The 24,339-nt window shown below is 65.8% G+C and carries 26 protein-coding genes and 1 pseudogene; 19 read left to right on the top strand and 8 right to left on the bottom strand.

What is annotated here, in order from left to right:
• Nucleotides 1-4: 4 nt before the first annotated feature.
• On the bottom strand, nucleotides 5-628 hold the full coding sequence (gene kefF, locus DES47_RS14560) for a glutathione-regulated potassium-efflux system oxidoreductase KefF (protein ID WP_133701424.1): 624 nt from the start codon (nucleotides 626-628) through the stop codon (nucleotides 5-7).
• Nucleotides 629-704: 76 nt separating this feature from the next.
• On the opposite strand from kefF, the gene DES47_RS14565 reads away from it, so the two are divergent.
• From DES47_RS14565 to DES47_RS14580, 4 genes are all read left to right on the top strand, one after another.
• Nucleotides 705-1,322 (top strand): ParA family protein, encoded by a 618-nt coding sequence (locus tag DES47_RS14565; RefSeq protein WP_133701425.1) that lies wholly within the window; start codon nucleotides 705-707, stop codon nucleotides 1,320-1,322.
• A 12-nt stretch (nucleotides 1,323-1,334) separates the two neighbouring features.
• On the top strand, nucleotides 1,335-1,787 hold the full coding sequence (locus DES47_RS14570; protein WP_133701426.1) for a MaoC family dehydratase: 453 nt from the start codon (nucleotides 1,335-1,337) through the stop codon (nucleotides 1,785-1,787).
• 101 nt (nucleotides 1,788-1,888) lie between these two features.
• Nucleotides 1,889-2,620, top strand: a complete 732-nt coding sequence (locus DES47_RS14575) for a response regulator (RefSeq protein ID WP_133701427.1) — start codon at nucleotides 1,889-1,891, stop codon at nucleotides 2,618-2,620.
• The gene (locus tag DES47_RS14580) at nucleotides 2,617-4,449 is read left to right on the top strand and encodes a hybrid sensor histidine kinase/response regulator (RefSeq protein WP_243748304.1); all 1,833 of its coding nucleotides are present in this window, start codon (nucleotides 2,617-2,619) and stop codon (nucleotides 4,447-4,449) included. Before DES47_RS14575 ends, DES47_RS14580 begins: the two co-directional genes overlap by 4 nt.
• 90 nt (nucleotides 4,450-4,539) lie before the next feature.
• Here DES47_RS14580 and DES47_RS14585 read toward each other — a convergent pair whose 3' ends face one another.
• From DES47_RS14585 to metG, 5 genes are read right to left on the bottom strand one after another with little or no spacing between them, the layout of a single operon-like run.
• Entirely contained in the window at nucleotides 4,540-5,394 is an 855-nt protein-coding gene (locus DES47_RS14585; RefSeq protein WP_133701428.1) for a segregation and condensation protein A, read from the bottom strand.
• A gap of 53 nt (nucleotides 5,395-5,447) precedes the next feature.
• Nucleotides 5,448-5,651 carry a DUF3460 family protein gene (locus DES47_RS14590; protein WP_133701429.1) on the bottom strand — a complete coding sequence of 68 codons (204 nt, stop codon included), beginning with the start codon at nucleotides 5,649-5,651 and terminating at the stop codon, nucleotides 5,448-5,450.
• A gap of 8 nt (nucleotides 5,652-5,659) precedes the next feature.
• Entirely contained in the window at nucleotides 5,660-7,342 is a 1,683-nt protein-coding gene (locus DES47_RS14595) for a SulP family inorganic anion transporter (RefSeq protein WP_133701430.1), read from the bottom strand.
• Between the two features lie 18 nt (nucleotides 7,343-7,360).
• Entirely contained in the window at nucleotides 7,361-8,107 is a 747-nt protein-coding gene (locus DES47_RS14600) for a YoaK family protein (RefSeq protein ID WP_133701431.1), read from the bottom strand.
• A gap of 10 nt (nucleotides 8,108-8,117) precedes the next feature.
• A complete protein-coding gene (metG, locus tag DES47_RS14605) occupies nucleotides 8,118-10,160 on the bottom strand; it encodes a methionine--tRNA ligase (protein ID WP_133701432.1) in 2,043 nt (680 codons plus the stop codon).
• A 116-nt stretch (nucleotides 10,161-10,276) separates the two neighbouring features.
• Between metG and apbC the strand changes: the two genes are divergently transcribed.
• From apbC to DES47_RS14675, 14 genes are all read left to right on the top strand, one after another.
• Nucleotides 10,277-11,368, top strand: a complete 1,092-nt coding sequence (apbC, locus tag DES47_RS14610) for an iron-sulfur cluster carrier protein ApbC (RefSeq protein WP_133701433.1) — start codon at nucleotides 10,277-10,279, stop codon at nucleotides 11,366-11,368.
• 29 nt (nucleotides 11,369-11,397) lie between these two features.
• Entirely contained in the window at nucleotides 11,398-11,637 is a 240-nt protein-coding gene (locus DES47_RS14615; protein WP_133701434.1) for a DUF4160 domain-containing protein, read from the top strand.
• Nucleotides 11,609-11,872 (top strand): DUF2442 domain-containing protein, encoded by a 264-nt coding sequence (locus DES47_RS14620; protein ID WP_133701435.1) that lies wholly within the window; start codon nucleotides 11,609-11,611, stop codon nucleotides 11,870-11,872. The genes DES47_RS14615 and DES47_RS14620 overlap by 29 nt, the downstream gene beginning before the upstream one ends.
• Entirely contained in the window at nucleotides 11,872-12,360 is a 489-nt protein-coding gene (locus DES47_RS14625) for a DUF3305 domain-containing protein (protein ID WP_133701436.1), read from the top strand. Before DES47_RS14620 ends, DES47_RS14625 begins: the two co-directional genes overlap by 1 nt.
• Complete coding sequence (locus DES47_RS14630) at nucleotides 12,357-13,001, top strand: DUF3306 domain-containing protein (RefSeq protein ID WP_133701437.1); 645 nt, start codon at nucleotides 12,357-12,359, stop codon at nucleotides 12,999-13,001. Before DES47_RS14625 ends, DES47_RS14630 begins: the two co-directional genes overlap by 4 nt.
• Nucleotides 12,928-15,036 carry a 4Fe-4S binding protein gene (locus DES47_RS14635; RefSeq protein ID WP_243748305.1) on the top strand — a complete coding sequence of 703 codons (2,109 nt, stop codon included), beginning with the start codon at nucleotides 12,928-12,930 and terminating at the stop codon, nucleotides 15,034-15,036. Before DES47_RS14630 ends, DES47_RS14635 begins: the two co-directional genes overlap by 74 nt.
• Nucleotides 15,033-15,659 carry a TorD/DmsD family molecular chaperone gene (locus DES47_RS14640; RefSeq protein ID WP_133701438.1) on the top strand — a complete coding sequence of 209 codons (627 nt, stop codon included), beginning with the start codon at nucleotides 15,033-15,035 and terminating at the stop codon, nucleotides 15,657-15,659. Before DES47_RS14635 ends, DES47_RS14640 begins: the two co-directional genes overlap by 4 nt.
• Nucleotides 15,660-15,795: 136 nt before the next feature.
• Nucleotides 15,796-16,002, top strand: a complete 207-nt coding sequence (locus DES47_RS14645; RefSeq protein WP_133701439.1) for a formate dehydrogenase — start codon at nucleotides 15,796-15,798, stop codon at nucleotides 16,000-16,002.
• Nucleotides 16,003-16,151: 149 nt separating this feature from the next.
• Nucleotides 16,152-19,115 carry a formate dehydrogenase subunit alpha gene (locus tag DES47_RS14650; RefSeq protein WP_133701440.1) on the top strand — a complete coding sequence of 988 codons (2,964 nt, stop codon included), beginning with the start codon at nucleotides 16,152-16,154 and terminating at the stop codon, nucleotides 19,113-19,115.
• A gap of 29 nt (nucleotides 19,116-19,144) precedes the next feature.
• Nucleotides 19,145-19,777 carry a formate dehydrogenase FDH3 subunit beta gene (gene fdh3B, locus DES47_RS14655; protein ID WP_133701441.1) on the top strand — a complete coding sequence of 211 codons (633 nt, stop codon included), beginning with the start codon at nucleotides 19,145-19,147 and terminating at the stop codon, nucleotides 19,775-19,777.
• Nucleotides 19,774-19,995: a hypothetical protein gene (locus DES47_RS14660; protein ID WP_133701442.1), complete on the top strand. Its 222-nt coding sequence runs from the start codon at nucleotides 19,774-19,776 to the stop codon at nucleotides 19,993-19,995. The genes fdh3B and DES47_RS14660 overlap by 4 nt, the downstream gene beginning before the upstream one ends.
• 22 nt (nucleotides 19,996-20,017) lie before the next feature.
• On the top strand, nucleotides 20,018-21,136 hold the full coding sequence (locus DES47_RS14665; RefSeq protein WP_133701443.1) for a formate dehydrogenase subunit gamma: 1,119 nt from the start codon (nucleotides 20,018-20,020) through the stop codon (nucleotides 21,134-21,136).
• 30 nt (nucleotides 21,137-21,166) lie between these two features.
• Complete coding sequence (locus DES47_RS14670) at nucleotides 21,167-21,520, top strand: hypothetical protein (RefSeq protein ID WP_133701444.1); 354 nt, start codon at nucleotides 21,167-21,169, stop codon at nucleotides 21,518-21,520.
• A 49-nt stretch (nucleotides 21,521-21,569) separates the two neighbouring features.
• Complete coding sequence (locus DES47_RS14675; protein WP_243748306.1) at nucleotides 21,570-22,430, top strand: formate dehydrogenase accessory sulfurtransferase FdhD; 861 nt, start codon at nucleotides 21,570-21,572, stop codon at nucleotides 22,428-22,430.
• Here the strand turns inward: DES47_RS14675 and DES47_RS14680 are convergent.
• The gene (locus DES47_RS14680; RefSeq protein ID WP_133701446.1) at nucleotides 22,427-22,963 is read right to left on the bottom strand and encodes an Mpo1 family 2-hydroxy fatty acid dioxygenase; all 537 of its coding nucleotides are present in this window, start codon (nucleotides 22,961-22,963) and stop codon (nucleotides 22,427-22,429) included. The genes DES47_RS14675 and DES47_RS14680 overlap by 4 nt on opposite strands.
• A gap of 129 nt (nucleotides 22,964-23,092) precedes the next feature.
• On the opposite strand from DES47_RS14680, the gene dcd reads away from it, so the two are divergent.
• Nucleotides 23,093-23,662: a dCTP deaminase gene (gene dcd / locus DES47_RS14685; RefSeq protein ID WP_133701447.1), complete on the top strand. Its 570-nt coding sequence runs from the start codon at nucleotides 23,093-23,095 to the stop codon at nucleotides 23,660-23,662.
• 78 nt (nucleotides 23,663-23,740) lie between these two features.
• On the opposite strand, the pseudogene DES47_RS28995 reads toward dcd, so the two are convergent.
• Nucleotides 23,741-24,232, bottom strand: a pseudogene (locus DES47_RS28995) (FxDxF family PEP-CTERM protein); the annotation flags it as partial.
• Nucleotides 24,233-24,339 lie beyond the last annotated feature (107 nt).

The following is a 24,339-nucleotide window of genomic DNA, read 5'->3' on the forward strand; positions in this document are numbered from 1 at the left end:
AGGCTCAGATCGTTGTGAGGGAAGGCCGGTCATCGGCCGGCACGGCACATTCCAGGCTTTCGGGCAGTTCGTCCAGCTCGGGCCAGTCGGGGTAGCTCAGCAGGCGCTGCGTGAAGATCTCGGCATGCTCTTCAACCGCTGCCTCGCTGACGCGATGGGCGCCATGCAGCACCAGCGGCGGCAGAAAGCGCATGCCGCACAGCGCAGCCGTCTGCTCGTAGGGGTGCAGAAAGGCATCGAAGAAGTAGCGGTTGTGGCCATCGGGCCGGTAGGCGGCCTCGGTGCCACCGGTCGAGCAGGCCAGCCACAGATCCTTGGTGCTCAAGGCCTTGCCCTCGGGGCCATAGGCCCAGCCGAAGGCCAGCACCTCGTCCACCCACAGCTTCATCAGCGGCGGCATGCTGTACCAGTGGATGGGGTGCAGCCAGACGATGAGCCGGGCCGCACCGATGCGTGCCTGCTCGGCGGCGATGTCGATGCAGTAGTCGGGATAGAGCGCGTACAGGTCGCAGACCTCGATCGCTTCGGGCCGCTCGGCGCTGGCCAGGCGCGCGGCACGCAGCAGCCGGCGAGTGATGCGGGATTGCCCGATGTGCGGATGGGCGCCAACGACAACAATGTCTGCCATGGTGGGTGGCCGTAGGCCCGAGCTGGAGTTGGCGGCTACCATACAACGAAATCAGCCGCAGCCCGAGGAGACACACATGCCCGTGATCGTCGTCGCCAACCCCAAGGGCGGAGTCGGCAAGTCCACCCTGTCCACCAATATCGCCGGCTATCTGGCCCGCCAGGGCCATGCCGTGATGCTGGGCGATGTGGACCGGCAGCAGAGCGCGCGCCGCTGGCTGGCGCTGCGTCCGGCGAGCCTGCCGACGATACGGGGCTGGGATGTGCACAAAGACCATCTGGTGCGGCCGCCCAAGGGCGTCAGCCACGTGGTGCTGGACACCCCGGCCGGCCTGCATGGCAAGCGCCTGGACGAGTTGCTGAAGATTGCCGACAAGCTGCTCGTGCCGCTGCAGCCCAGTCTGTTCGACATCGACGCCACCTATGCCTTTGTGCAGGAGCTGAACGAGCGCGCGCTGGCCAAGCACATCAAGGTCGCGGTGGTGGCGATGCGCGCCAAGGAGGGCACCTTGTCGGTCGAGCAGCTGCAGCACTTTCTGCAGACGCTGAAGGTGCCGGTGCTGGGCCAGCTGCGCGACACGCAGAACTATGTGCAGCTCGCCGCCCGCGGGCTGACGCTGTGGGACGTGGCGCCCAGCCGGGTGGAGCGGGATCTCGAACAATGGCAGCCGCTGCTGAGCTGGCTGGAACACTGAATGAAAGCATGCATGAAGCGATATGAACATCTGCAGGACCTCGGCGCCCTGGTCGGCCAGGAGGTCGGTCTCAGCGACTGGGTGCTGATCGACCAGGCCCGCATCCAGCTGTTTGCCGACGCCACCGGCGACCATCAATGGATACATCTGGACGCCGAACGCGCCGCCGCCGGACCCTTTGGTAGTACGGTCGCCCATGGCTATCTGACCCTGAGCCTGCTGCCCCTGCTGAGTGCCGGCGCCTTCACGGTGGCCGACGTACGCATGGGCGTCAACTACGGCCTGAACAAGGTGCGCTTTCCGGCGCCGGTGCCGGTGAACAGCCGGCTGCGCGGGCGTTTTGTGCTGGTGGGCTTCGAGCCCATCGCCGGCGGCGCCCAGCTGACGATGGACGTGACGATGGAGCGCAAGGGATCTGACAAGCCGGTCTGCGTGGCCCAGTCGGTGAGCCGCATGTTCGCCTGAGCTGCAATCCACCCCTATGGGGGGCCCGGCCCCTTGACAACGCAGTCGCCGCTAACATCGCGCCCACTCGACAAGATTCGAAGATGCAAGGAGGCCCGGCCATGAAGGTGCTGTTGATTGACGACCACCCGCTGATACTGTCCGCGCTGCAGACGGTGATCGAAGGCCTGGGCGACAACGTCAAGGTCGTCGGCGTGGACAGTGCCGGCCAGGCGCGGGCCACGCTGAAGGCCGGCCAGGACTTCGACCTGGTGCTGCTGGACCTGCAGCTGGGCGATGCCGATGGCTTCGATGTGCTGACCGAGTTCCGCGCCGCCTATCCGGCCCTGCCGGTGGTGGTGGTCTCGGCCTCGGACCGCGCCAGCGACGTGATACGCGCGATCGACCTCGGCGCGATGGGTTTCGTGCCCAAGCGCACCGGCAAGGAGATGCTGGCCCAGGCGCTGCGCCTGGTGATGGCCGGCGGCATCTTCGTGCCCTCGATGTCACTCGGTTCCGGCATGAGCAATGCTCCGGCGCCGGCCGCGGCCTCGCCGGTGCAGGCGATCGGCGACGCCGCCCAGGCCTCGGGCTTCCAGAAGGTGACGGCGCTGGAAGGCCTGTCGCTGACGCCGCGCCAGACCGATGTGCTTGCCCTGCTGTTGCAGGGCAAGCCGAACAAGGTCATCGCGCGCGAGCTGGGCGTCTCGGTCGAAACCGTCAAGGACCATGTGGCCGCGGTGCTGAAGGCGCTGGGCGTCAATTCCCGCACCCAGGCCGTGCTGGCGGTCGGCCAGATGAGCCAGCAGCAACCCGGCGGCGGCTTCAGCACCTTCCGAAGCAGCCAATCGTGACGGACGTCTCGTCGCGGCCGCCGACCGGCCTGTGGGCGCCGCTGGCCGACAGCGCCCTGGTCGCCGACCGCTATCGCAGCCTGTTCAGCCAGATGCTGCCCTCGCTGATGGGCAATACGCTGGGCCTGCTGATCTTCGTGCTGGTCTACTGGCGCCATGTGTCGCTGCCGGTGCTGGCCGTCTGGGCCGGATGGATCCTGCTGCTGACCTTCGGCCGCCTGCAGCACTATCTGCGCTTTGCCCGTCATCCCGAGGCTGGCGACGCTCAGATACTCGACTGGAGCCGCAGCTGGCGCCTCCTGCTGCACGGCCAGGCCCTGGCCTGGGCGCTGGGCATCTGGATGTTCTACGGCGCGGGCGGGCACTTCCAGCTGATCACCATGGTGGTGCTGACCTATTGCTACTGCCTGGCCGCCATCCACCTGCTGACCCTGGTGCCGCGCGATCTGGGCGTCTTCCTGAGCCTGGTGCTGCTGTCCCTGGTCATCAATATGGCCATGGATGACGGCCGGCCCTACAGCCTGGAGCTGGCCGGCGTGCTGTGCGTGCTCTATGTGATCGCCCTGGTGATGGGCCGCACCTACCACCACACCTTGCGCAATGCGATCGCGCTCAAGGTGCATGCCGACCGGCTGGCCGAGCAGCTGCGCGTGGAGAAAGCGCTGGCCGACGAGAACCGCCGCGCGGCCGAGGCCGCCAGCCGCGCCAAGACCCAGTTCTTCGCCGCCGCCAGCCATGACCTGCGCCAGCCGCTGCATGCGCTGGGCCTGTTCGCCGAGGCGCTGCGCCAGCGCACCCACGACCCCGAGGCGGCCAAGCTGATCAACAGCATCAACGAGTCGGTCGATGCGCTGGAGGGCCTGTTCGGCGAGCTGCTGGACATCACCCGCATCGACACCGGCGCCGTTGACGTCAATCCCAAGGCGGTGCCGGTGCGCGAGCTGTTCGCGCGGCTGCGCCTGCAGTTCGAGCCGGTGGCCTTCGAGAAGGGCCTGATGCTGAGCTTCCATGGCGAGCAGCATGTGCTGCACACCGACCCGACCATCGTCGAGCGCATCCTGCGCAATCTGGTCTCCAACGCGCTGCGCTACACCGAGGACGGCGGCGTGCTGGTCAGCTGCCGGCGCCGCCAGGGCCAGCTCTTGCTGCAGGTCTGGGACAGCGGCATCGGCATTGCCCCGCCGGCGCTGACCCGCATCTTCGACGAGTTCTACCAGGTGCAGAGCCAGCGCCCGCTGGAGCCGCATCACCGCAAGGGCCTGGGCCTGGGCCTGTCCATCGTCAAGCGCCTGGCCGAGCTGCTGCAGACGCCGCTGACGGTGAACTCGCGGGTCGGCCATGGCACGGTGTTCGGTTTGACCGTGCCGGCGGGCCGATTGGAGCCGCAGGCCATGGGCTCACTGGAGCTGGGCCGCGCCCCGCTGGGCCTGACGCTGGACGGCCGGCTGATCGTCATCGTCGAGGACGAGCCCGCCGTCAGCGAGGGCCTGGTGGTCTTGCTTCAGGCCTGGGGCGCCGAGGCGCTGGCCTTCGACTCGGTGCCCTCGGTGCGCGCCTGGGCCCAGGCCAACCCCGGTCAGCGGCCCGATCTGCTGCTGGTGGACTACCGCCTGCCCGAAGGCGCGACCGGCATCGACGCGCTGCTGGCCGTGCGCGCCGTCTATGCCGGCATCGACGGCACGCCGATACCGGCCATCATGGTCACCGGCAGCACCATGACCGGCCACGAGCTGGACGCCCAGGCGCACGACTTCCATGTGCTGATCAAACCAGTCGTACCCAACAAGCTGCGCGCGATGATCGCGTTCAAGCTCGGCATGCGGTCCTGACCGGTAGCCCGGATGTAATCCGGGTCCTGCGCGTTAGCCGCCGAGAACCCCGCATTCCGGCCTTCGGCCTGCATGACGGGCTACGAAGACTCAGCTCGGTTGGTAGGCCAGCCTGACGTAGATCGGCGCAAACGCCTCCGCCTGCGTGATCTGCAGCAGGCGTTCCTTGGCCAGCTCCAGCATCGCGATGAAGGTCACGACCAGCACCTGGTGGCCCCGTTCGACCTCGAACAGCTCGTGGAACTCGACGAAGCGTCGGCCCTGCAGGCGGCGCAGCACGATGCTCATGTGCTCGCGCACCGACAGCTGCTCGCGGGTGATGCGGTGGTGCTGCACGAGCTTGGCGCGCTTGAGGATGTCCAGCCAGGCGTCGCGCAGATCGACCGCCTCGACGTCGGGGAAGCGCAGGGTCAGCGACTGCTCTATGGTCACCTGGGCGCGCAGAAAGTCGCGGCCCAGCTGCGGCAGACGGTCGATGCCGGCTGCGGCCAGCTTCATTTGCTCGTACTCCAGCAGGCGGCGCACCAGCTCGGCGCGCGGGTCCTCGGGCTCGCTGCCGTCGTCGGTCTTCTTCGGCGGCAAGAGCATGCGCGACTTGATCTCGATCAGCATCGCCGCCATCAGCAGGTACTCGCTGGCCAGCTCCAGATTGTGTTTGCGCAGCTGGTCCACATAGCTGAGGTACTGGCGCGTCACATCGGCCAGCGGTATGTCGAGGATGTTGAAGTTCTGCCGGCGTATCAGGTACAGCAGCAGGTCCAGCGGGCCCTGGAAGGCCTCGAGAAAGACCTCCAGCGCATCGGGCGGGATGTAGAGGTCATGGGGCAGCTGGAACAGCGGCTCGCCGTAGAGGCGTGCGACGGCCACATGGTCAACCGCCAACGGCGACACCGGCGCCTGTGTCATCGACTCGGGCGGCAGCAGTTCGCTGGGTGCGGGACCCATTGGGTCGGCCGCTTGCGGCTGGATGTCCACGCCGGTTCAGGACTCGGCCGGGCTCAGTGCGCCTTGGTCTGGTAGACGTAGGGCTGCTGCTCGACCTTGGCTTCGCGATAGTCGGCCTGGGCCTGGCGGTCCACCGGCTTGTCCCACAGCAGGGCGCGGCCGGCGCGTTGCTCGGCTTCCAGCGTGGGTTTCTTGGCCTTGAGCTCGTCGATGAAGGAGCTGACTTCGGACTTGTAGTGCTTCCAGAACAGGGGCATGGTGGGGCTCAATCGGGTTTGAGGCCGGATTTTACCGTGCCGGCCAGGGCGAGGCCCTCTTCAAGACTGGCGGGCAGGTTCTCGGGACCGATATGGAGGTCGAAGCCGCCGCGCTGCATCAGCCCGCGGGGCTGCTCGTTCAGGTTGCAGATCAGCAGCCGGATGTGCCGGCGCTGCAAGGTGCGATGCAATTGTTCGAGCGCATCCAGGCCCGAGCTGTCCATCGAGACCATCAGGTGGGCATCCAGCAGCACGGTCTCGACCTCAGCGGGAAGCTGCTCGGCCAGGGTCTCGATCTTGGCCACGGCCGCAAAGAACAGCGTGCCGTAGAGCCGGAATACGCGCACCCCGGGCGGCGCGGTCAGCACGGTGACGGCCTCGACGCTGAACAGGCTGCTCATCCGGTAGATGAAGAATACGCAGGCCAACACCAGGCCCACCTCCATGGCCACCGTCAGATCGAACACGACCGTCATGAAGAAGGTGCCCAGCAGGATGGTGCGGTAGGGCAGGTTGAAGCGGCGCAGGCGCACGAACTCGCGCCACTCGCCCATATTCCAGGCCACGAACAGCAGGATGCCGGCCAGCGCGGCCAGCGGCACATGCTCGGCCAGCGGAGCGGCCACCAGCACCACCAGCAGAATCGTCAACGCATGGACCAGGCCGGCCACCGGGCTGGTGGCGCCGGCCCGCACATTGGTGACGGTGCGGGCAATGGTGCCGGTGGCCGGTATGCCGCCGAAGAAGGGGGTGATGAAGTTGGCCGCGCCCTGGGCCATCAGCTCCTGGTTCGGGTCGTGCCGCGGCTGGGGGCTGAGGTTGTCGGCCACACGGGCGCACAGCAGCGATTCGATCGCGCCCAGCAGCGCGATCGTCAGCGTCGGGATGAACAGATGCTTGGCCCCCTCCCAGCTGAACTCGGGCAGGGCCAAGGCCGGCAGAGCCTGCGGTATGCCGCCGAACTTGGAGCCTATGGTCTCCAGCGGCAGGTCCAGCAGGGCGGTGGCCAGGGTGGCCAGGGCCAGGGCGACGATGGTACCGGGCAGATGGGACATCAGCCGGCGCGCCTTGTCCCGGGCCGTGACCGGCGCCGTGGGCATCACATAGCTTTTGGGCCACAGCACCACCAGGGCCAGGCAGGCCGTGCCCATCAGCAGGGCCCAGGGATTGAAGGTGTAGAGGTGCTGGGCCAGCACGCCGATCTGGGTGAAGAAGTCGGCCGGCAGCTTGTCTATGCGCAGGCCCAGCAGGTCTTTCAGCTGCGACAGGCCGATCAGCACCGCAATGCCATTGGTGAAGCCGATGACGATGCTGACCGGTATATAGCGCACCAGCGCGCCCAGGCGCAGCAGGCCCATCAGCATCAAGAGCACGCCGGCCAGCGAGGTGGCGATCAGCAGATTGGCCAGGCCATAGCGCTCGACGATGCCATAGACGATGACGATGAAGGCACCCGCCGGCCCGCCGATCTGCACGCTGGAGCCGCCCAGCGCCGAGATCAGGAAGCCGGCAATGATGGCCGTGAACAGGCCCTGTTCAGGCTTGACCCCGGAGGCGATCGCAAATGCCAGGGCCAGCGGCAGGGCGACGATGCCCACGGTCAGGCCGGCGCCCAGGTCGGCGGCGAACTGGCGCTTCGAATAGCCCTTCAGCGCATCGACGAGGCGGGGGCGGAACGGGTGCAGCTTCATGCGGCGGCGGGGCGTGTATCAACGCACATGCTCGGAAATATCGTCCATCAGCGGCAGCGCGGCCATGACAATCAGCAAGAGCGCGACCGGCACCGTGGCGCTGAAGCCGAAATTCTTGAAGGCCAGCGCGCCGACGATGCCGCCGGCAAAGAACAGGCTCAGAATGCCGGCCAGCAGTCGCAGGCGCGGGCGATCGGCCCGCACGAGGCCGTGCGCGCCGGCGCCGCCGCGGTTCCAGTAGATCAGGCGGCCCAGCTCGATGCCCAGGTCGGTGATCACGCCGGTCATATGGGTGGTGCGTATCTCGGCGCGCGAAATCTTGGTCACCACCGCGTTCTGCAGCCCCATCAAAAAGCACAGCAGCAGCACCGTGCTGGGCAGCAGGAACTCGGTCCAGAAGTGCAGGTTCGCACCGACAAGGCCGAACAGCAGCAGCAAGACCGCCTCCAGCAGCAGTGACAGCGCGTATTCGCTGTGCATGGCGCGGCGCCGCGCCCAGTTGGTCAGTATGGCGGTGGTCATCGCCCCGGCCATGAAGAAGGCCAGCGACATCAGACCCGCGGCGGCCAGCAAGAGCTGGCCCAGCACCAGGTCATCGGCAATGGCCGAGACGACACCGGTCATGTGCGAGGTGTAGCGCTGCACGGCCAAAAAGCCACCGGCATTGATGGCACCGGCCACAAAGGCAAGCACCGCGCCAAGCTGCCGGTTGGCCTGCAACGTGCGTTCCCGCCCAGTCAGTCGGCGCAGGAACTGTGCTGTCATTGGGTGCGTGTCAGCGTACGCGCATGCCGGGCAGGGCGCCAGGGAAGGGCTCCAGCACGAAGATGCCCGGATTCGCCTTCTCGTCCGCATGGCTGGCGGCCAGCACCATGCCCTCGCTGAGGCCGAACTTCATCTTGCGCGGCGCCAGATTGGCCACCATCACCGTCAGCTTGCCTATCAGGTCCTCGGGCTTGTACGCGCTCTTGATGCCGCTGAAGACATTGCGGGTCTTCTCCTCGCCAACGTCCAGGGTCAGGCGAAGGAGCTTGTCCGAGCCCTCGACATGCTCGCAGTTGACGATCTTCGCAATGCGCAGATCGACCTTGGTGAAGTCGTCGATCTTGATCTCGGGGGCCAGGTCTTCACCGCCGGGCGAGACCTTGGGTGCGGCCGGGGCTTCGAACAGCTTGTCCAACAAGACCGGATCGACGCGCTGCATCAGGTGCTTGTACTCGCCGATGGTGTGGGCGCCGAGAGACGCCGAAGCATCCTCGAAGCTGAACGGCGCGACCTTCAGGAAGGCCTCGACCTGGGCGGCCAGCGCCGGCAGCACCGGCTTCAGATAGATCGTCAGCAGGCGGAAGGCCTCGATGCAGACCGAGCAGACGTCCTGCAGCACCGCGTCGGCGCCTTCCTTCTTGGCCAGCTCCCAGGGCTTGTTCTGGTCCACATACTCGTTGACGCGGTCGGCCAGCAGCATGGTTTCGCGCAGGACCTTGCCGAAGTCACGCTCCTCGTACAGGCGCTCGATCTCGGCGCGGTGCACGCGCAGGCCCTCCAGCAGCGCATTGCCCTCGACGCCGACGTCGCCCGACAACTGGCCGCCGAAGCGCTTGCTCAGGAAGCCGGCCGCGCGGCTGGCGATATTGATGTACTTGCCTATCAGGTCGCTGTTGACCCGGGCGACGAAGTCATCGGGGTTGAAGTCGATGTCTTCGACGCGGCTGTTCAGCTTGGCGGCGATGTAATAGCGCAGCCATTCGGCGTTCAGGCCCAGCTCCAAGTACTTCAGCGGCGAGATGCCGGTGCCTCGGCTCTTGCTCATCTTCTCGCCGTTGTTGACGGTGATGAAGCCGTGAACATAGACGTTGTTGGGCGTCTTGCGGCCCGAGAACTGCAGCATCGCCGGCCAGAACAGCAGGTGAAAGCGCACGATGTCCTTGCCGATGAAGTGCACCTGTTCGACTGCCGGGTCGGCCATGTACGCGTCGTAATCCTGGCCGCGCTTGGCGAACAGATTCTTCAGCGAGGCCAGATAGCCGACCGGCGCATCCAGCCAGACATAGAAATACTTGCCCGGGGCGTCGGGGATCTCGATGCCGAAGTAGGGGGCATCGCGGCTGATGTCCCAGTCGACCAGGCCGCCGGTGCCGTCTTCTTCCTTGCTCAGCCATTCCTTGACCTTGTTGGCCATCTCGGGCTGCAGCTTGCCGTCCTGCGTCCACTGCTCCAGGAACTCGGCGCAGCGCGGGTCGGACAGGCGGAAGAAATAGTGGTCGCTGGTCTTCAGCACCGGCGTCGTGCCCGACAGCGCCGAGTAGGGGTTCTTCAGCTCGGTCGGGGCGTAGACGGCGCCACAGTTCTCGCAGTTGTCGCCGTATTGGTCCAGGGTGCCGCACTTGGGGCACTCGCCCTTGATGTAGCGGTCCGGCAGGAACATGCCCTTGACCGGGTCGAAGAACTGCTCGATCGTGCGCACGTCGATCAGCTCGTTCTTGCGCAGGGCCAGGTAGATCTCGCGGGCCAGCTCGTGGTTCTCGGGGCCGTCTGTCGAGTGCCAGTTGTCGAACTGGATATGAAAACCGTTCAGATAGGCCGGCCGGCCTGCCGCCACTTCGGCGACGAACTGCTGCGGCGTCTTGCCGGCCTTCTCGGCGGCAATCATGATGGGCGCGCCGTGGGCGTCATCCGCACAGACGAAATTGACCTCGGCGCCCTTCATGCGCTGCGCCCGTACCCAGGTGTCGGCCTGGATGTATTCCATCATGTGGCCAATGTGGAACCCGGCATTGGCATAGGGAAGGGCGGTGGTGACGAAGAGCTTGCGGGTCATCGGGCTGGCCTTGGGTAGCGGTGAAACTGGCGGAAACCCTTGATTCTAGGCGCCGCAAGGGGCTTCGCCTCTAGGCTAGACTGGTTCGCATTCCCCCACTGGATTTCTATCCCACCATGAGTGTTACCGAGCAGGCTCTGCTGGACGCGATCAAGACCGTCGTCGATCCCAATACCGGCAGCGATTTCGTGTCGGCCAAGCAGATCAAGAATCTGCGCGTCGATGGCGCCGACGTGGCCTTCGACATCGAGCTGGGCTACCCGGCCAAGAGCCAGATTGCCGCCCTGCGCCGCGAGCTGATCGCCGCCGTGCGCACCGTGCCCGGCGCCGGCAATGTCAGCGTGAACCTGTACACCAAGATCGTGGCCCACGCGGTGCAGCGTGGCGTGCAGCTGCTGCCAAAGATCAAGAACATCGTTGCCGTGGCCTCGGGCAAGGGCGGTGTCGGCAAGTCCACCACCGCCGTCAACCTGGCCCTGGCCCTGGCTGCCGAGGGTGCGGCCGTCGGCATTCTGGATGCCGACATCTACGGCCCCAGTCAGCCGACGATGATGGGCATCGAGGGCCGGCCCGAGAGCGAGGACGGCTCGACGATGGAGCCCTTGGAGAACTACGGCGTGCAGGTGATGTCGATAGGCTTTCTGGTCGATGCCGACAACCCGATGATCTGGCGCGGCCCCATGGCCACACAGGCTCTGGATCAACTGCTGCGCCAGACCAACTGGCGCGAGCTGGACTATCTGATTGTCGACATGCCGCCGGGCACCGGCGACATCCAGCTGACACTGAGCCAGCGCGTGCCACTGACCGGCGCGGTGATCGTCACCACGCCGCAGGACATTGCGCTGCTCGACGCCCGCAAGGGCCTGAAGATGTTCGAGAAGGTCGGCGTGCCCATCCTGGGCATCGTCGAGAACATGGCCGTGCACGTGTGCAGCAACTGCGGCCATGTCGAGCACATCTTCGGCGCCGATGGTGGCAAGAAGATGGCCGCCGACTACAACGTGGACTATCTGGGCGCCCTGCCGCTGAATCTGTCGATCCGCGAGCAGGCCGACGCCGGCCGACCGACCGTGGTCAGCGAGCCCGATGGCGAGATCGCCGCCATCTACAAGACCGTCGCCCGCCAGGTGGCGGTGAAGATCGCCAAGGCGGCCAAGGACTATTCGTCCAAGTTCCCGACTATCACGATCTCGAAGAACAGCTGAAGTACGGGTTCAGCGGATACTGTGCAACCATGTCGCCGACCGTTGTTCGTGATGGGCCGTTTCGCCTGTTCTTCTTTTCACGAGAGGAGCCGCGCATTCATGTGCATGTGGCCCATCCGGATGGCGAGGCAAAGTTCTGGCTGACGCCGCAGGTGACCTTGGCCAATCACACGGGCTTGTCTGCCAGGCAGTTGCGCGAGGCGCAGACGGTCGTTGAATCCCACCTTCAGGAGATTGCTCATGCCTGGCAATACCACTTCGGCGGCTGAGGTTACCCATGTGTCCCGTCATGGCTTCTGGCTCTTGCTTGACGACGAGGAATTGCTGGTTCCGTTCGAGCAATTCCCCTGGTTCAGGCAGGCGACCATAGAGCAGCTCTCCGACGTCCAGTGGCCGACCGCGGATCATCTGTACTGGCCGCAGCTGGATGTGGATCTGGCGGTGGCATCGATCCGCGACCCGGCGGCATTTCCCTTGGTGTCGAAACAGCTCGCGGGAACCTGATGGACCCCCGCCCATCGCTACAGCTCGCCGTGGTGATGCGGCGCGAGCGCCAGCCCAATCGCTGGGAGAACTGGCGCCATGCGCTGGCCGAGGTGGTGGTCGACGAGCCGCTGTTCGGCAGCGCGCCGCGGCTGCTGCACGAGGAGGGCGGCGTGGCGCGCTTTCTGCACCCGGGCTTCAAGGTCGAGCTGTTCCGCGACGAGGGCGAGGGCTACCACCTGAACCTGACCTCGGGCGCACCGGTGTTTTTCGTGATGTGGCGCATCGATGACGAGGATCCGTCCGTCGCCACGCCGCAGAACGTCAGCCTGTCGTACAACGAGGCCGGGCGCTGGCTGGATGCCCAGGAGCGGGTCGACAACGTGCCCTTGCCGGAAGACGTTCGCGCCTGGCTGGCAGCCTACACCGAGGCGAACTACACGCCCGAGGCCAAGCAGCGCCGGCGCCCGCAGTCCTTCCGTGCGCCGGGCGAGCGGGGCGCACCGTGAGTGATCGCGAGGGCAGCGGTTTTCTGTCGCGCTGGGCACGGCGCAAGGCCGAGGTGCGCCAGGGGCTGCCGGTGGACGAGGTGCAGCCGTTGCCGCCGGTGGTGCCGCCGACTCCCGTTGCGGCAGTTCCCGCGCCCGAGCCGGCGCTCGAAGAAAAGCCGCCAGCGCCTGCCGAACCACTGCCCACGCTGGCCGATGTCGCCGCCCTGGGCCAGGACGCCAGCTACTCGCGCTTCATGGCCAGCGGCGTCGACGCCGATGTCAAACGCGCGGCCTTGAAGAAGCTGTTCGCCGAGCCGCAGTTCAATGTGATGGACGGGCTCGACATCTATATCGACGACTACGGCAAGCCCGACCCGCTTCCGCCAGGCATGTTGCGCCAGATGAACCAGTCCTGGGCGCTGGGCCTGTTCGGCGACGAGGAGCGCGAGCCGTCCGAGAAGCGCACCGAGGACGGTGTCGATACGGGCACACCCGCTGTCGCAGCGCCGTCCGAGCTGTCACAGTCGGCAGACGAGGCCCCACTTGCTACCCCAGGCACCCCAACGGATACCCAGGCACCGACTGATGAAGACCCTGATCTGCAATTGCAACCAGACGATGCCACTGGATGCGGCGGCGCTGAAAGCCAGCGGCGCTGATACTGTCCACACCCTGCTGTGCCGCCGCGAGGCCGGCGCCTTCCAGCGCGCAGCCAAGAGCGGCGAGGAGTTGCTGGTCGCATGCACCCAGGAAAGCGCGCTGTTCCTGGAGCTGAACGAGCAGACCGAGGGGGCGCCCTCGGTCCAGCAGCGGCCGATACGCTTCGTCAATATCCGCGAAACCGGTGGTTGGTCCAAGGACGCGGCCAGATCCATGCCGAAGCTGGCGGCGCTGATTGCTGCCGCTCAGCTGCCCGAGGCCGAGCCGGTGTCCACCGTCAGCTACCAGTCGGCCGGCCGCTGCGTCGTTATCGGCCCGGCCGGTGCGGCCCAGGCCGCCGCCGACCTGCTGGCTGACAAGCTGGATGTGACCCTGTTGCTGACACAAGGAGGGCAGGGCGGCGGCGCATTGGCGCAGGCCCATGAGCAGGCCGTCAGCGCCGGTCGTGTCACCGCGCTGACCGGCTGGCTGGGCCAGTTCGAGCTGAGCTGGGAGAGCAGCAACCCGATCGACCTGGACCTGTGCACCCGCTGCAATGCCTGCGTCGATGCCTGCCCCGAGGGCGCAATCGATTTCAGCTACCAGATCGATCTGTCCCGCTGCACCAGCCATCGCGATTGCGTCAAGGTCTGCGACGCTGCCGGGGCGATCGACTTTGCCCGCGCGCCGCAGTCGTTCAGCGAGCGCTTCGACCTGGTGCTGGACCTGTCGCCCGTGCCGTTGCTGGGCCAGCACCAGCCACCGCAGGGCTATTTCCATGCCGGCCGTGACAGTGACAAGCTGATGCAGGCGGTGCTGAAACTGCGCGATCTGGTCGGCGAGTTCGAGAAACCCAAGTTCTTCAATTACAAGTCCAAGCTCTGCGCCCACAGCCGCAACAAGCAGGTCGGCTGCAATGCCTGCGTCGAGGTCTGCTCGGCCGATGCGATACGCAGCGATATCAAGGGCGCGGGCGGCATCATCGTCGAGCCGTACCTGTGCGTCGGCTGCGGCGCCTGCACGACGGTCTGCCCCAGCGGTGCGCTGAGCTATGCCACGCCGGGCCTCGCTCAGCAAGGGCTGACGATGCGCACGCTGCTGAGCAGCTACAAGGCGGCCGGCGGCCGCGATGCGGTGCTGCTGCTGCACAGCCAGGGCGCGGGCAAGACCATGATCGAGGCGCTGGGTCGCGCGGCGCGCACCAGCCGCACGGTGCAGGGGCTGGCGGCCCATGTGCTTCCGCTGGCCGTTCACCACACCGCCAGCCTCGGGCTGGATGCCTGGCTGGGCGCGATTGCCTATGGCGCCAGCGGCGTCACGGTGCTCATGACCGACGAGGAGGCGCCCGAATACCACGCGGCGTTGACAGAACAGATCGCCATCGGCAATGCGCTGCTGGCCGGACTGGGCCTGGGTGCCGAGCGGCTGCGCTTGCTGCAGGCCGAAGATGTCACGGCGCTGGACGGTGGCCTCAAGTCGCCTGTTGCTCCCGCGCTGAAGCAGGCGGCCGCCTTCGCGATGCAGGCCGACAAGCGCAGCAATCTGGAGCTCGCACTGGACCACCTGATGGCGCAGGCGCCGACGGTGCCCGAGCTGATCACCCTGCCCGCCGCCGGCAGCCCATTCGGCACCGTCGTCGTGGACACCACCAAATGCACGCTGTGCCTCAGCTGCGTCGGCGCCTGCCCATCGGCGGCGCTGGCCGACAATCCTGACGCGCCGCAGCTGCGCTTCATCGAGAAGAACTGCGTGCAGTGCGGTCTGTGCGAATCGACCTGCCCGGAGCAGGCTATTAAATTGGCGCCGCGTCTCTGGCTGGCCGACGGCGGCAAGGCGCGCAAATCGGCGCGGGTGCTGAACGAACAGGCCCCGTTCCGCTGCATACGCTGCAGCAAGCCCTTCGGCACCCTGAAGGCGATCGAGAACATGCTGGGCAAGCTGGCCGGCCACCCGGCCTTCCAGGGCGCTGCGGCCGAGCGGCTGAAGATGTGCAGCGACTGCCGTGTCATCGACCTGCATTCCAGCACCAGCGAAGTCCGGATCACCGACCTATGAGCATCGCCCAACCGATTGTGATGAGTGCGCCCGACGCCGGCGAGGAACTCGCCCGCGCCGAGATCTACGGCCTGCTGTCCAGCCTGTTCTTTGCTCCGCCCTCGGCCGAGCTGCTGGGCCAGTTCCAGGTCGCCGTGACCGAGGCACCCGAGCCGGGCGGTTTTCTGGAGCGGCCCTGGCAAGACCTGGTCGCGGCGGCACGCGCGAGCGATGAGCCCCAAGCGGCGGCCGAGTACGAAGCCCTGTTCATGGGCGTGGGCAAGCCCGAGGTCTTTCTGTATGGCTCGTTCTACATGGCCGGCTATCTGCACGAGACGCCGCTGGTCAAGCTGCGCAGCAGCCTGGGCGAGCTGGGTCTGGCACGTGACGCGGCGATGCAGGAGACCGAGGATCATGTGGCTTATGTGTTCGAGGTGATGCGCTATCTGATCGCCGGTGACGACCTCGCGGTCTGCAATCTGGAGCGGCAGCGCCAGTTCTTCCGCGCCCACGTCCAGCCCTGGGTGGAGCGCTTCTGCGAGACACTGGCACAGCACCCCGGAGCCGGTCTCTACCGCCAGGTGGCGCTGTTCACCCAGGCCTTCATGGCAGTAGAAACCCAGGCCTTCGACATGCTGGAGTGAGTTGGCTGTGCGTGACCCGCACAGTCAGGCCCGGCGGCTTCGTTCTCTGGGTATTCACACTTGCAGTATTTGCCGGCTGCCGCAATACTGGGCCTGCGTTGGAGACGGCTATTCCGCCGTCATTCAGGAGACAGACATGTCCGAATCGAACAACAAGTTGTCGCGCCGCCACTGGGTGGCTGGTGCAGGCACGGTGGGTACCCTGGCCGCTGCGGCGGCGGTGCTGCCCCAGGTGCTGAAGTCGCAAGCCGAACCGGTGCAGACCGCCGCGGCGCCCGACACCAGCGCGGGCTACCGGCTCAGCGAACACGTCAAACGCTATTACCAAACCGCCAAGGTCTGAGCCCGGATACAAGGCCCGAAAGGGGCTTGTTCCTGGCGAAGGCCAATTGGCGATACAAGCCATTTGGCTGAGGCGCCGGCCCCGACCGGCAGGTTGACAGCTACGCCGCTTGACCGCGTGTGCAGCCCCCATCCCACTGAGGAGCGAATATGTTGCTCACCCGCAAATCATCGACCCCGGCATCCGCCGCCCAGCAGGCCTCCGGGCTGGTCTCGCGCCTGGAGCGCGGCGTCTCCCGCGCCATCCCGACGATGGACCGTCGCGCCTTTCTGCGCCGCTCCGGTCTGGGCGTGGGGGCAGGGCTTGCCGGCTCGCAGCTGACCCTGGTGCGCAAGGCCCAGGCGGCCGATGCGGTCAAGTCCGACGGCTCGGGCAAGGTGGAGGTCAAGCGAACCGTCTGCGGCCACTGCTCGGTCGGCTGCGCCGTCGATGCGGTGGTGGAAAACGGCGTCTGGGTGCGCCAGGAGCCGGTGTTCGATTCGCCTATCAACCTCGGCGCCCACTGCGCCAAGGGCGCGGCACTGCGCGAGCACGGCCACGGCGAGTATCGCCTCAAGTACCCGATGAAGCTGGTGGACGGCAAGTACCAGCGCATCAGCTGGGATGTGGCGCTGACCGAGATCAGCGCCAAGATGCTGGAGCTGAAGAAGGCCAGCGGGCCGGACTCGATCTTCTTCGTCGGCTCCAGCAAGCACAACAACGAACAGGCCTATCTGCTGCGCAAATGGGCGTCGTTCTGGGGCACCAACAACTGCGACCACCAGGCGCGCATCTGCCACTCGACCACGGTGGCCGGTGTGGCCAATACCTGGGGCTATGGCGCGATGACCAATTCGTACAACGATATGCAGAACGCCAAGGTGGCGATGTATATCGGCTCGAATGCGGCCGAGGCCCATCCGGTGTCGATGCTGCACATGCTGCATGCCAAGGAAACCGGCTGCAAGATGATCGTCGTCGATCCGCGTTTCACGCGCACGGCGGCCAAGGCCGACGAGTATGTGCGCATCCGCTCCGGCACCGACATTCCCTTCCTGTTCGGCCTCTTGCACCACATCTTCAAGAACGGCTGGGAAGACAAGAAGTACCTGGCCGACCGCGTCTATGGCATGGACAAGGTGCGCGAGGACGTGCTGACCAAGTGGACTCCCGACAAGGTGCAGGAGGCCTGCGGCGTTGACGAGGCCACCTGCTTCAAGATCGCCAAGATGCTGGCCGACAACCGGCCGGGCACGATTGTCTGGTGCATGGGCCAGACCCAGCACTCGATCGGCAATGCCATCGTCCGCGCCTCCTGCATCCTGCAGCTGGCGCTGGGCAATATCGGCGTCACCGGCGGTGGGGCCAATATCTTCCGAGGCCACGACAATGTGCAGGGCGCCACCGACGTGGGCCCGAACCCGGATTCGCTGCCGGGCTACTACGGCCTGGCCGATGGCTCCTGGAAGCACTTCGCCAAGACCTGGGGCGTCGAGTTCGACTGGATCAAGAAGCAGTACGCGCCCGGCATGATGGGCAAGAGCGGCATGACGGTGTCGCGCTGGATCGACGGCGTGCTCGAGAAGAACGAGCTGATCGACCAGGAAAGCAATCTGCGCGGCCTGTTCTTCTGGGGCCATGCGCCGAACTCGCAGACCCGTGGCCTGGAAATGAAGAAGGCCATGGACAAGCTGGACCTGCTGGTCGTCGTCGACCCGTTCCCGTCGGCCACGGCGGCGATGGCCGCCATGCCCGGCAAGGCGGAAGATCTGAATGCCAAGCGGGCGGTCTATCTGCTGCCGGCGTGCACGCAGTTCGAGACTTCCGGCTCCTGCACCGCCTCGAACCGTTCGATCCAGTGGCGCGAGAAGGTCATAGACCCGCTGTTCGAGTCGCGGACCGACCACATGATCATGTACCAGTTGGCCGAGAAACTGGGCTTCGGCAAGGAGCTGGTGAAGAACCTGAAGATGGTGGCGGCCAAGGGCGGGATGATGGAGCCCGAGCCCGAGTCTATGCTGCGCGAGATCAACAAGTGCGTCTGGACGATTGGCTACTCGGGCCAGAGCCCGGAGCGGCTGAAGGCTCACATGCGCAATATGCATGTGTTCGACGTGAAGACCCTGCGTGCCAAGGGCGGGGTGGACAAGGAAACCGGCTATTCGCTGGACGGCGACTATTTCGGTCTGCCCTGGCCCTGCTGGGGCACACCGGAATTCAAGCATCCGGGCTCGCCGAATCTGTACGACACCTCCAAGCATGTGATGGATGGTGGAGGCAACTTCCGCGCCAATTTCGGTGTCGAGCGCGAGGGCGTCAATCTGCTGGCCGAGGATGGCTCGCACTCCAAGGGCGCGGACCTGACCACCGGCTACCCCGAGTTCGACCACCTGCTGCTGAAGAAGCTGGGCTGGTGGGATGAGTTGACCGATGCCGAGAAGGCCGCCGCCGAGGGCAAGAACTGGAAGACCGACTCGTCGGGCGGCATCATCCGTGTGACGATGAAGAACCATGGTTGCCACCCGTTCGGCAACGCCAAGGCGCGGGCCGTGGTCTGGAACTTCCCCGATCCGATCCCGCAGCACCGCGAGCCGCTGTATTCGAACCGGCCGGACATGATCGCCAAATACCCGACGCACGACGACAAGAAGGCCTTCTGGCGCCTGCCTACGCTGTTCAAGTCGGTGCAGGACGCGAACAAGGACATCGGCAAGACCTTCCCGCTGATCATGACCAGCGGCCGTCTGGTCGAGTACGAGGGCGGCGGTGAGGAAACCCGCTCCAACCCCTGGCTGGCCGAGCTGCAGCAGGACATGTTTGTCGAGATCAATCCGGCGGCAGCGAATGACCGCGGCATACGCAACGGTGAGCAGGTCTGGGTCAAGACGCCCACCGGCGCCAAGATCAAGGTCATGGCCCTGATCACCGAGCGGGTCGACCGCGAGACGGTGTTCCTGCCCTTCCACTACTCCGGCCACTGGCAGGGGGCGGACATGGCCCAGTACTACCCGGATGGCGCCAAGCCTGTGGTGCGGGGCGAGGCCGTCAACACCGCCACCACCTATGGCTATGACAGCGTGACGATGATGCAAGAGACCAAGACCACGCTGTGCCAGATCGAAAAAGCGGCCTGAGCCGCAGCCTTTGACTTCAGGAGACCTTCATGGCCCGAATGAAATTCATCTGCGACGCCGAGCGTTGCATCGAGTGCAACGGCTGCGTCACCGCCTGCAAGGCCGAGCATGACGTGCCCTGGGGCGTGAACCGCCGCCGCGTCGTCACGCTGAATGACGGCGTGCCGGGCGAGAAGTCCATTTCGGTGGCCTGCATGCACTGCTCCGACGCACCCTGCATGTCGGTCTGCCCGGTGGACTGCTTCTATCGCACCGACGAGGGCGTGGTGCTGCACGACAAGGACATCTGCATAGGCTGCGGCTACTGCTCCTATGCCTGCCCCTTCGGCGCACCGCAGTTCCCCAGCAACGGCACCTTTGGCCTGCGCGGCAAGATGGACAAGTGCACCTTCTGCGCCGGCGGCCCGGAAGACAACGGCAGCCAGGCAGAGTATGAGAAGTACGGCCGCAACCGTCTGGCCGAGGGCAAGCTGCCGGCCTGTGCCGAGATGTGCTCGACCAAGGCCCTGCTCGGCGGCGACGGCGATGTGGTGGCCGACATCTTCCGCACCCGTGTCATCAATCGTGGCAAGGGCAGCGAGGTCTGGGGCTGGGGCACCGCTTACGGCAAGCCTACGCAGGGCGCACCTTCGCCCACCCCGCCCGAGGGGAGCAAGACATGATGCGCAGCGCCGCCTTTGTGATGTTGAGCCTGACGGGCCTGCTCGCCGCCTGCGGCGAAAGCCCGCAGAACCTGACCCAGAGCAAGAAGCCCGATGCCACGGCCTATAGCGGCGCGGCCAAGGTCTATATGGTCAGCGGCTGGACGGCAGGCGACAAGACCAGCTGGGAACAGCAGCTGCGCGCCCGCGGCCAGAAGCAGAACGACTACAGCCGCTGAGCCTGCGGACCAGGAGCACGCCATGCGCACTATCGCGGGTCTCATTCTTCCCCTGCTGCTGAGCTGGGGTTTGCTCGGATCGGCGCAGGCCGCCGACCCTGCGGCATCTGCACCTGCGGTGGCTGCGGCGCCGGAGCCCAAACCCGACGACACCAACGCCCAGCGCGCCAAGAGCCAGCCGGGCAATAACGCGCCGATGTGGCGGGCGGTACGCGAGTCCGGCAACACCCAGGGTTACAGCAGCCTTCCGGCGGCCGAGTCGGGCATCTTGATCCAGTCCTTTGTCCAGTACCCGGGTTCGAGCTATACGACGGCCGGCGAGGCCTGGCGCCAGGTGCGCAACCGCTGGCTGATCCCCTACGGCGGCTCCCTGGTCCTGATCATGGTGTTGGCGATTGCGCTGTTCTACTGGCGCAAGGGCCCGCTGGAGACGCACGCGCCGCCGACCGGTCGCATGGTCGAACGCTTCACCGCGCTGGAGCGCTCGGCGCACTGGACGGTGGCGATCAGCTTCTCGATTCTCGCCATCTCCGGCCTGGTGATGATGTTCGGCAAGTTTGTGCTGCTGCCGGTGATAGGCGGTAGCCTGCTGGGCTGGCTCAGCTACGCGCTGAAGACGCTGCACAACTTCGTCGGCCCGCTGTTCAGCGTTGGCTTGGTACTGCTCATTGTCATCTTCATCAAGGACAACCTGCCCAAGGCCTACGACCTGCAATGGTTGCGCAGCTTTGGTGGCCTGTTCTCGAAGTCCCATGTGCCCTCGCACCGCTTCAATGCCGGCGAGAAGATTCTTTTCTGGACCGGCGTGCTGGGCCTGGGCCTCCTGGTCTCGCTCAGCGGTCTGGCGCTGGACCATCTGTTCCCCGGCATCGAATTCACCCGCCGCAATATGCAGATCGCCCACCTGCTGCATGCCACGGCCGGAGTGCTGATGATGACCATGTTCCTCGGGCATATCTATATGGGCACGCTGGGTGTCAAGGGTGCCTACGCCGCGATGCGCGACGGCCAGGTGGACGAGAGCTGGGCCAAGGAGCACCACGAGTACTGGTATGACGATGTCAAGGCCGGGCGCATCCCGGCGCAGCGCAGCGCCTCGGCATCGTCCGCGGCACCGGCCGGCAGCCCGCGGGCCTCTTGATCATCCTCGACCGCTTTTCCGGAGCAAGCCATGTTTGCGAGCAAAGTTCTGATTCCCCTGGGCTTGGCCCTGTGCAGCGGCCTGGTGCTGGCCAAGCTGCCGGCGCCCAGCGACGAGGCCAAAGCCAAGGCTGCCGAGGCCGCCGCCAAGACGGCCTGGAGCAACAAGGTCGCCGATTTCCAGCTCTGCAAGTCGCAGGACAAGGTGGCCGGCGCCTATATGGCCCAGCAGAAGAAGGCGGCGGCCCCGGCAGCCAAGCCGGCCAGCGGTGTGCCCGCCTGCGCCGATCCCGGCCCCTTTGCCTATGTCCCGCCGGCACCGGCCAGCGCGCCTGCCGCGGCGGCCGCGCCCGCTGCGGCACCAACACCGGCCAAGAAGACTTGAGAAGCCGCATCCCGAGGCGGGCCACCCCGCTGCTGTCATGATGGGCGCCATGATGCCGATTGCCAAGCTGCCCAGGCTGACCCAGGCCCAGGCGCCGTTGACCCATGACATAGAGGTGCTGGACGAATTCGGCCAGCGCCGCCGCATGAGCATCCCGGCTGAACGGCCGCTGACCGTGTTCGTGGACAAGCGGGAGCTGGTCACCCTGATGACGCTGGGCCTGGCGCCCGAACTGCTGGTGCTCGGCTATCTGCGCAACCAGCGCCTGGTGGCCTCGGTCGATGAGATCGAATCGATTACCGTTGATTGGGAGGTCGGTGCCGCCGCCGTGCGCACCCGCTCCGGCATTGACGCTATCGAGGAAAAGACCGCCCACCGGGTGGTGACCACCGGCTGTGGCCAGGGCACGGTGTTCGGCAGCCTGATGGCCGATGTCGAGAGCGTCGATCTACCCGGCGCCACCGAAGCCCGCCTGCGCCAAAGTACCCTGTACGCGATGCTCGACCAGATGCGCCGCCAGGACAGCGTCTACAAGAAGGCCGGCTCGGTCCATGGCTGCGCACTGTTCCGCGGTGGCGAGATGCAGGTGCACTTCGAGGATGTCGGCCGCCACAACGCCATCGACACCATCGCCGGCTGGATGTGGATGAACGGGGTGGTGGGTGGCGACAAGAGCTTTTACACCACCGGCCGGCTGACCAGCGAGATGGTCATGAAGGCGGCGCAGATGGGCGTGCCCATCGTCGTGTCGCGCAACGGTATTACTCAGATGGGTCATGCGCTGGCGATGCAACTGGGCCTGACCCTGATCGGCCGCGCCAAGCACCGGCACTTCATCTGCTACAGCGGCCTGGCCCGCTTCGACAGCGAGCCGGAACCGGCCCGCGTGCTGGCAGAAATACCTGCTTAACTCCTGGCAGGGTGCGCCAGGTCGCGCAGCAGCGTGGGGCCGGCGACGCGCTCGATCTCGTGCAGCAGCGGCTTGTTCCAGCCGATGGCGAACATCCACTCGGCGACGACGAACATCGGGCCGACGGCCAGGCCGATGATGTCATCGACAAAGGCCGGCTTGCGGCCCTCGTAGTAGTGGCCGACGAACTGGAACACCCAGCCGACGACGAAGATGCCCACGCCCCAGCCCAGCCAGGCGGCGGTGCTGCTGGCAGCGGTGAACTGCTGGGCCAGCACCAGCATCAGCGCGGTGCCGGCGCTGACCGCCAGGCCCAGCATGAACTGGCCCCGGGTCACGTACCACAGGGCCAGCGGAGCGAATACCAGCCAGGCCGGCGTCAGATGCCAGCCGGCCAGCTCGAAGCCAGGCCTTGAGAGCAGCACGCCGACGGCGAACACGATCATCGGTATGCCGATGAAATGGGTGACGATGTTGCGGCGGTCGCGGTGGTACTGGGCGTACTGGCTCAGCAATTCGGTGGCTTGGCGCATGACTGTCTCCTGAAGCACTGTCTGCTGATGTTATAGGTCAATAGATGCTAGTGCAGCACAAGCATGCGCGGCTGTCAAAATAGCGACATTGCCGCTGCGACACAGGGCGGCACCAACCAGGACCAGCCCATGACCATCAAGAGTGACAAGTGGATACGCCGCATGGCGCAGGAGCACGGCATGATCGAGCCGTTCGAGCCCGGCCAGGTGCGCCAGTCGGCCGACGGCCAGAAGATCGTCAGCTACGGCACCAGCAGTTATGGCTACGACATACGCTGCGCCCCCGAGTTCAAAGTCTTCACCAATATTTACAGCACCGTGGTGGACCCGAAGAATTTCGACGAGAAGAGCTTTGTCGATATCAACTCCGACGTCTGCATCATCCCGCCCAACAGCTTTGCGCTGGCACGCACGATGGAGTACTTCCGCATTCCGCGCAATGTGCTGACGATCTGCCTGGGCAAGAGCACCTACGCCCGCTGCGGCATCATCGTCAACGTCACCCCGTTCGAACCCGAGTGGGAGGGCTATGTGACCCTGGAGTTCAGCAACACCACGCCGCTGCCGGCCAAGATCTATGCCGGCGAGGGCTGCGCCCAGGTGCTGTTCTTCGAAAGCGACGAGGTCTGCGAGACCAGCTACAAGGACCGTGGTGGCAAGTACCAGGGCCAGGTGGGCGTGACGCTGCCAAAAACCTGAGCACAGACGCAATACAGACGAAAAAAAGGCTCCGTGAGGAGCCTTTTGTTTGAGCGGGCCGTTCGAGCGAGCCGGGATTCAGTCCTGCTTGCGGCGGCGGGCCACATAGCCCACAAAGCCCAGACCTGCCAGCAACAGCGCATAGGTCTCGGGCTCGGGAATGGCCGCTATCGCATTGGCCTGGATCTGGTACTGGCCATAGACGGTGCCGACGTCGGCGACGAATTTGCCGGTGCCGGTGGCCGTGCCCTTGAGGACCAGCGTGGCGACGCCGGTGAAGTTCAGCGCTTCGACGCTCAGCTGCTGCTGCGGATCGGTCTCGCCCCAGATCATTGAGCCAAACGAGCCCGTCAGCTTGAAGGCTTCGGTGTCGTTCCAGTCGATCTGCTTCTGTGTTGCCAGAATCAGCTCGGACAGGGACAAATACAGGTCGGAGGCGCTGGCGACGGTGAAGGTGTAGGTGTCGGTGAACGCCGTCTTGTTGGTCTTGTACTCGGTGGAGGCGAGTTCGCTGGTTGTCAGGTTGACGGCTTTGTTGACGTTCTGCGCGAAGGCGGGTGTCAATGTGGCGCTTAAGACCAGCGCGCTGAGAATGGGGGCGTACTTCATGGTGGCTTCTCCAAGCTCTGTGGTCAATCAAGAGACAGCTCTTGTCTCTCCCTGGCGATCGACTCTAC

Origin of the sequence: Roseateles toxinivorans, assembly GCF_004362525.1 — a bacterium.
GTDB classification, from domain to species: Bacteria; Pseudomonadota; Gammaproteobacteria; order Burkholderiales; family Burkholderiaceae_C; genus Paucibacter; species Paucibacter toxinivorans.

Bases quoted from the DNA above. Each gene is read 5' to 3' on its own strand.
- kefF (WP_133701424.1), bottom strand. From the start codon at position 628: ATGGCAGACATTGTTGTCGTTGGCGCCCATCCGCACATCGGGCAATCC.
- DES47_RS14565 (WP_133701425.1), top strand. From the start codon at position 705: ATGCCCGTGATCGTCGTCGCCAACCCCAAGGGCGGAGTCGGCAAGTCC.
- DES47_RS14570 (WP_133701426.1), top strand. From the start codon at position 1,335: ATGAAGCGATATGAACATCTGCAGGACCTCGGCGCCCTGGTCGGCCAG.
- DES47_RS14575 (WP_133701427.1), top strand. From the start codon at position 1,889: ATGAAGGTGCTGTTGATTGACGACCACCCGCTGATACTGTCCGCGCTG.
- DES47_RS14585 (WP_133701428.1), bottom strand. From the start codon at position 5,394: ATGGGTCCCGCACCCAGCGAACTGCTGCCGCCCGAGTCGATGACACAG.
- DES47_RS14590 (WP_133701429.1), bottom strand. From the start codon at position 5,651: ATGCCCCTGTTCTGGAAGCACTACAAGTCCGAAGTCAGCTCCTTCATC.
- DES47_RS14595 (WP_133701430.1), bottom strand. From the start codon at position 7,342: ATGAAGCTGCACCCGTTCCGCCCCCGCCTCGTCGATGCGCTGAAGGGC.
- DES47_RS14600 (WP_133701431.1), bottom strand. From the start codon at position 8,107: ATGACAGCACAGTTCCTGCGCCGACTGACTGGGCGGGAACGCACGTTG.
- metG (WP_133701432.1), bottom strand. From the start codon at position 10,160: ATGACCCGCAAGCTCTTCGTCACCACCGCCCTTCCCTATGCCAATGCC.
- apbC (WP_133701433.1), top strand. From the start codon at position 10,277: ATGAGTGTTACCGAGCAGGCTCTGCTGGACGCGATCAAGACCGTCGTC.
- DES47_RS14615 (WP_133701434.1), top strand. From the start codon at position 11,398: ATGTCGCCGACCGTTGTTCGTGATGGGCCGTTTCGCCTGTTCTTCTTT.
- DES47_RS14620 (WP_133701435.1), top strand. From the start codon at position 11,609: ATGCCTGGCAATACCACTTCGGCGGCTGAGGTTACCCATGTGTCCCGT.
- DES47_RS14625 (WP_133701436.1), top strand. From the start codon at position 11,872: ATGGACCCCCGCCCATCGCTACAGCTCGCCGTGGTGATGCGGCGCGAG.
- DES47_RS14635 (WP_243748305.1), top strand. From the start codon at position 12,928: ATGAAGACCCTGATCTGCAATTGCAACCAGACGATGCCACTGGATGCG.
- DES47_RS14640 (WP_133701438.1), top strand. From the start codon at position 15,033: ATGAGCATCGCCCAACCGATTGTGATGAGTGCGCCCGACGCCGGCGAG.
- DES47_RS14645 (WP_133701439.1), top strand. From the start codon at position 15,796: ATGTCCGAATCGAACAACAAGTTGTCGCGCCGCCACTGGGTGGCTGGT.
- DES47_RS14650 (WP_133701440.1), top strand. From the start codon at position 16,152: ATGTTGCTCACCCGCAAATCATCGACCCCGGCATCCGCCGCCCAGCAG.
- fdh3B (WP_133701441.1), top strand. From the start codon at position 19,145: ATGGCCCGAATGAAATTCATCTGCGACGCCGAGCGTTGCATCGAGTGC.
- DES47_RS14660 (WP_133701442.1), top strand. From the start codon at position 19,774: ATGATGCGCAGCGCCGCCTTTGTGATGTTGAGCCTGACGGGCCTGCTC.
- DES47_RS14665 (WP_133701443.1), top strand. From the start codon at position 20,018: ATGCGCACTATCGCGGGTCTCATTCTTCCCCTGCTGCTGAGCTGGGGT.
- DES47_RS14670 (WP_133701444.1), top strand. From the start codon at position 21,167: ATGTTTGCGAGCAAAGTTCTGATTCCCCTGGGCTTGGCCCTGTGCAGC.
- DES47_RS14675 (WP_243748306.1), top strand. From the start codon at position 21,570: ATGATGCCGATTGCCAAGCTGCCCAGGCTGACCCAGGCCCAGGCGCCG.
- DES47_RS14680 (WP_133701446.1), bottom strand. From the start codon at position 22,963: ATGCGCCAAGCCACCGAATTGCTGAGCCAGTACGCCCAGTACCACCGC.
- dcd (WP_133701447.1), top strand. From the start codon at position 23,093: ATGACCATCAAGAGTGACAAGTGGATACGCCGCATGGCGCAGGAGCAC.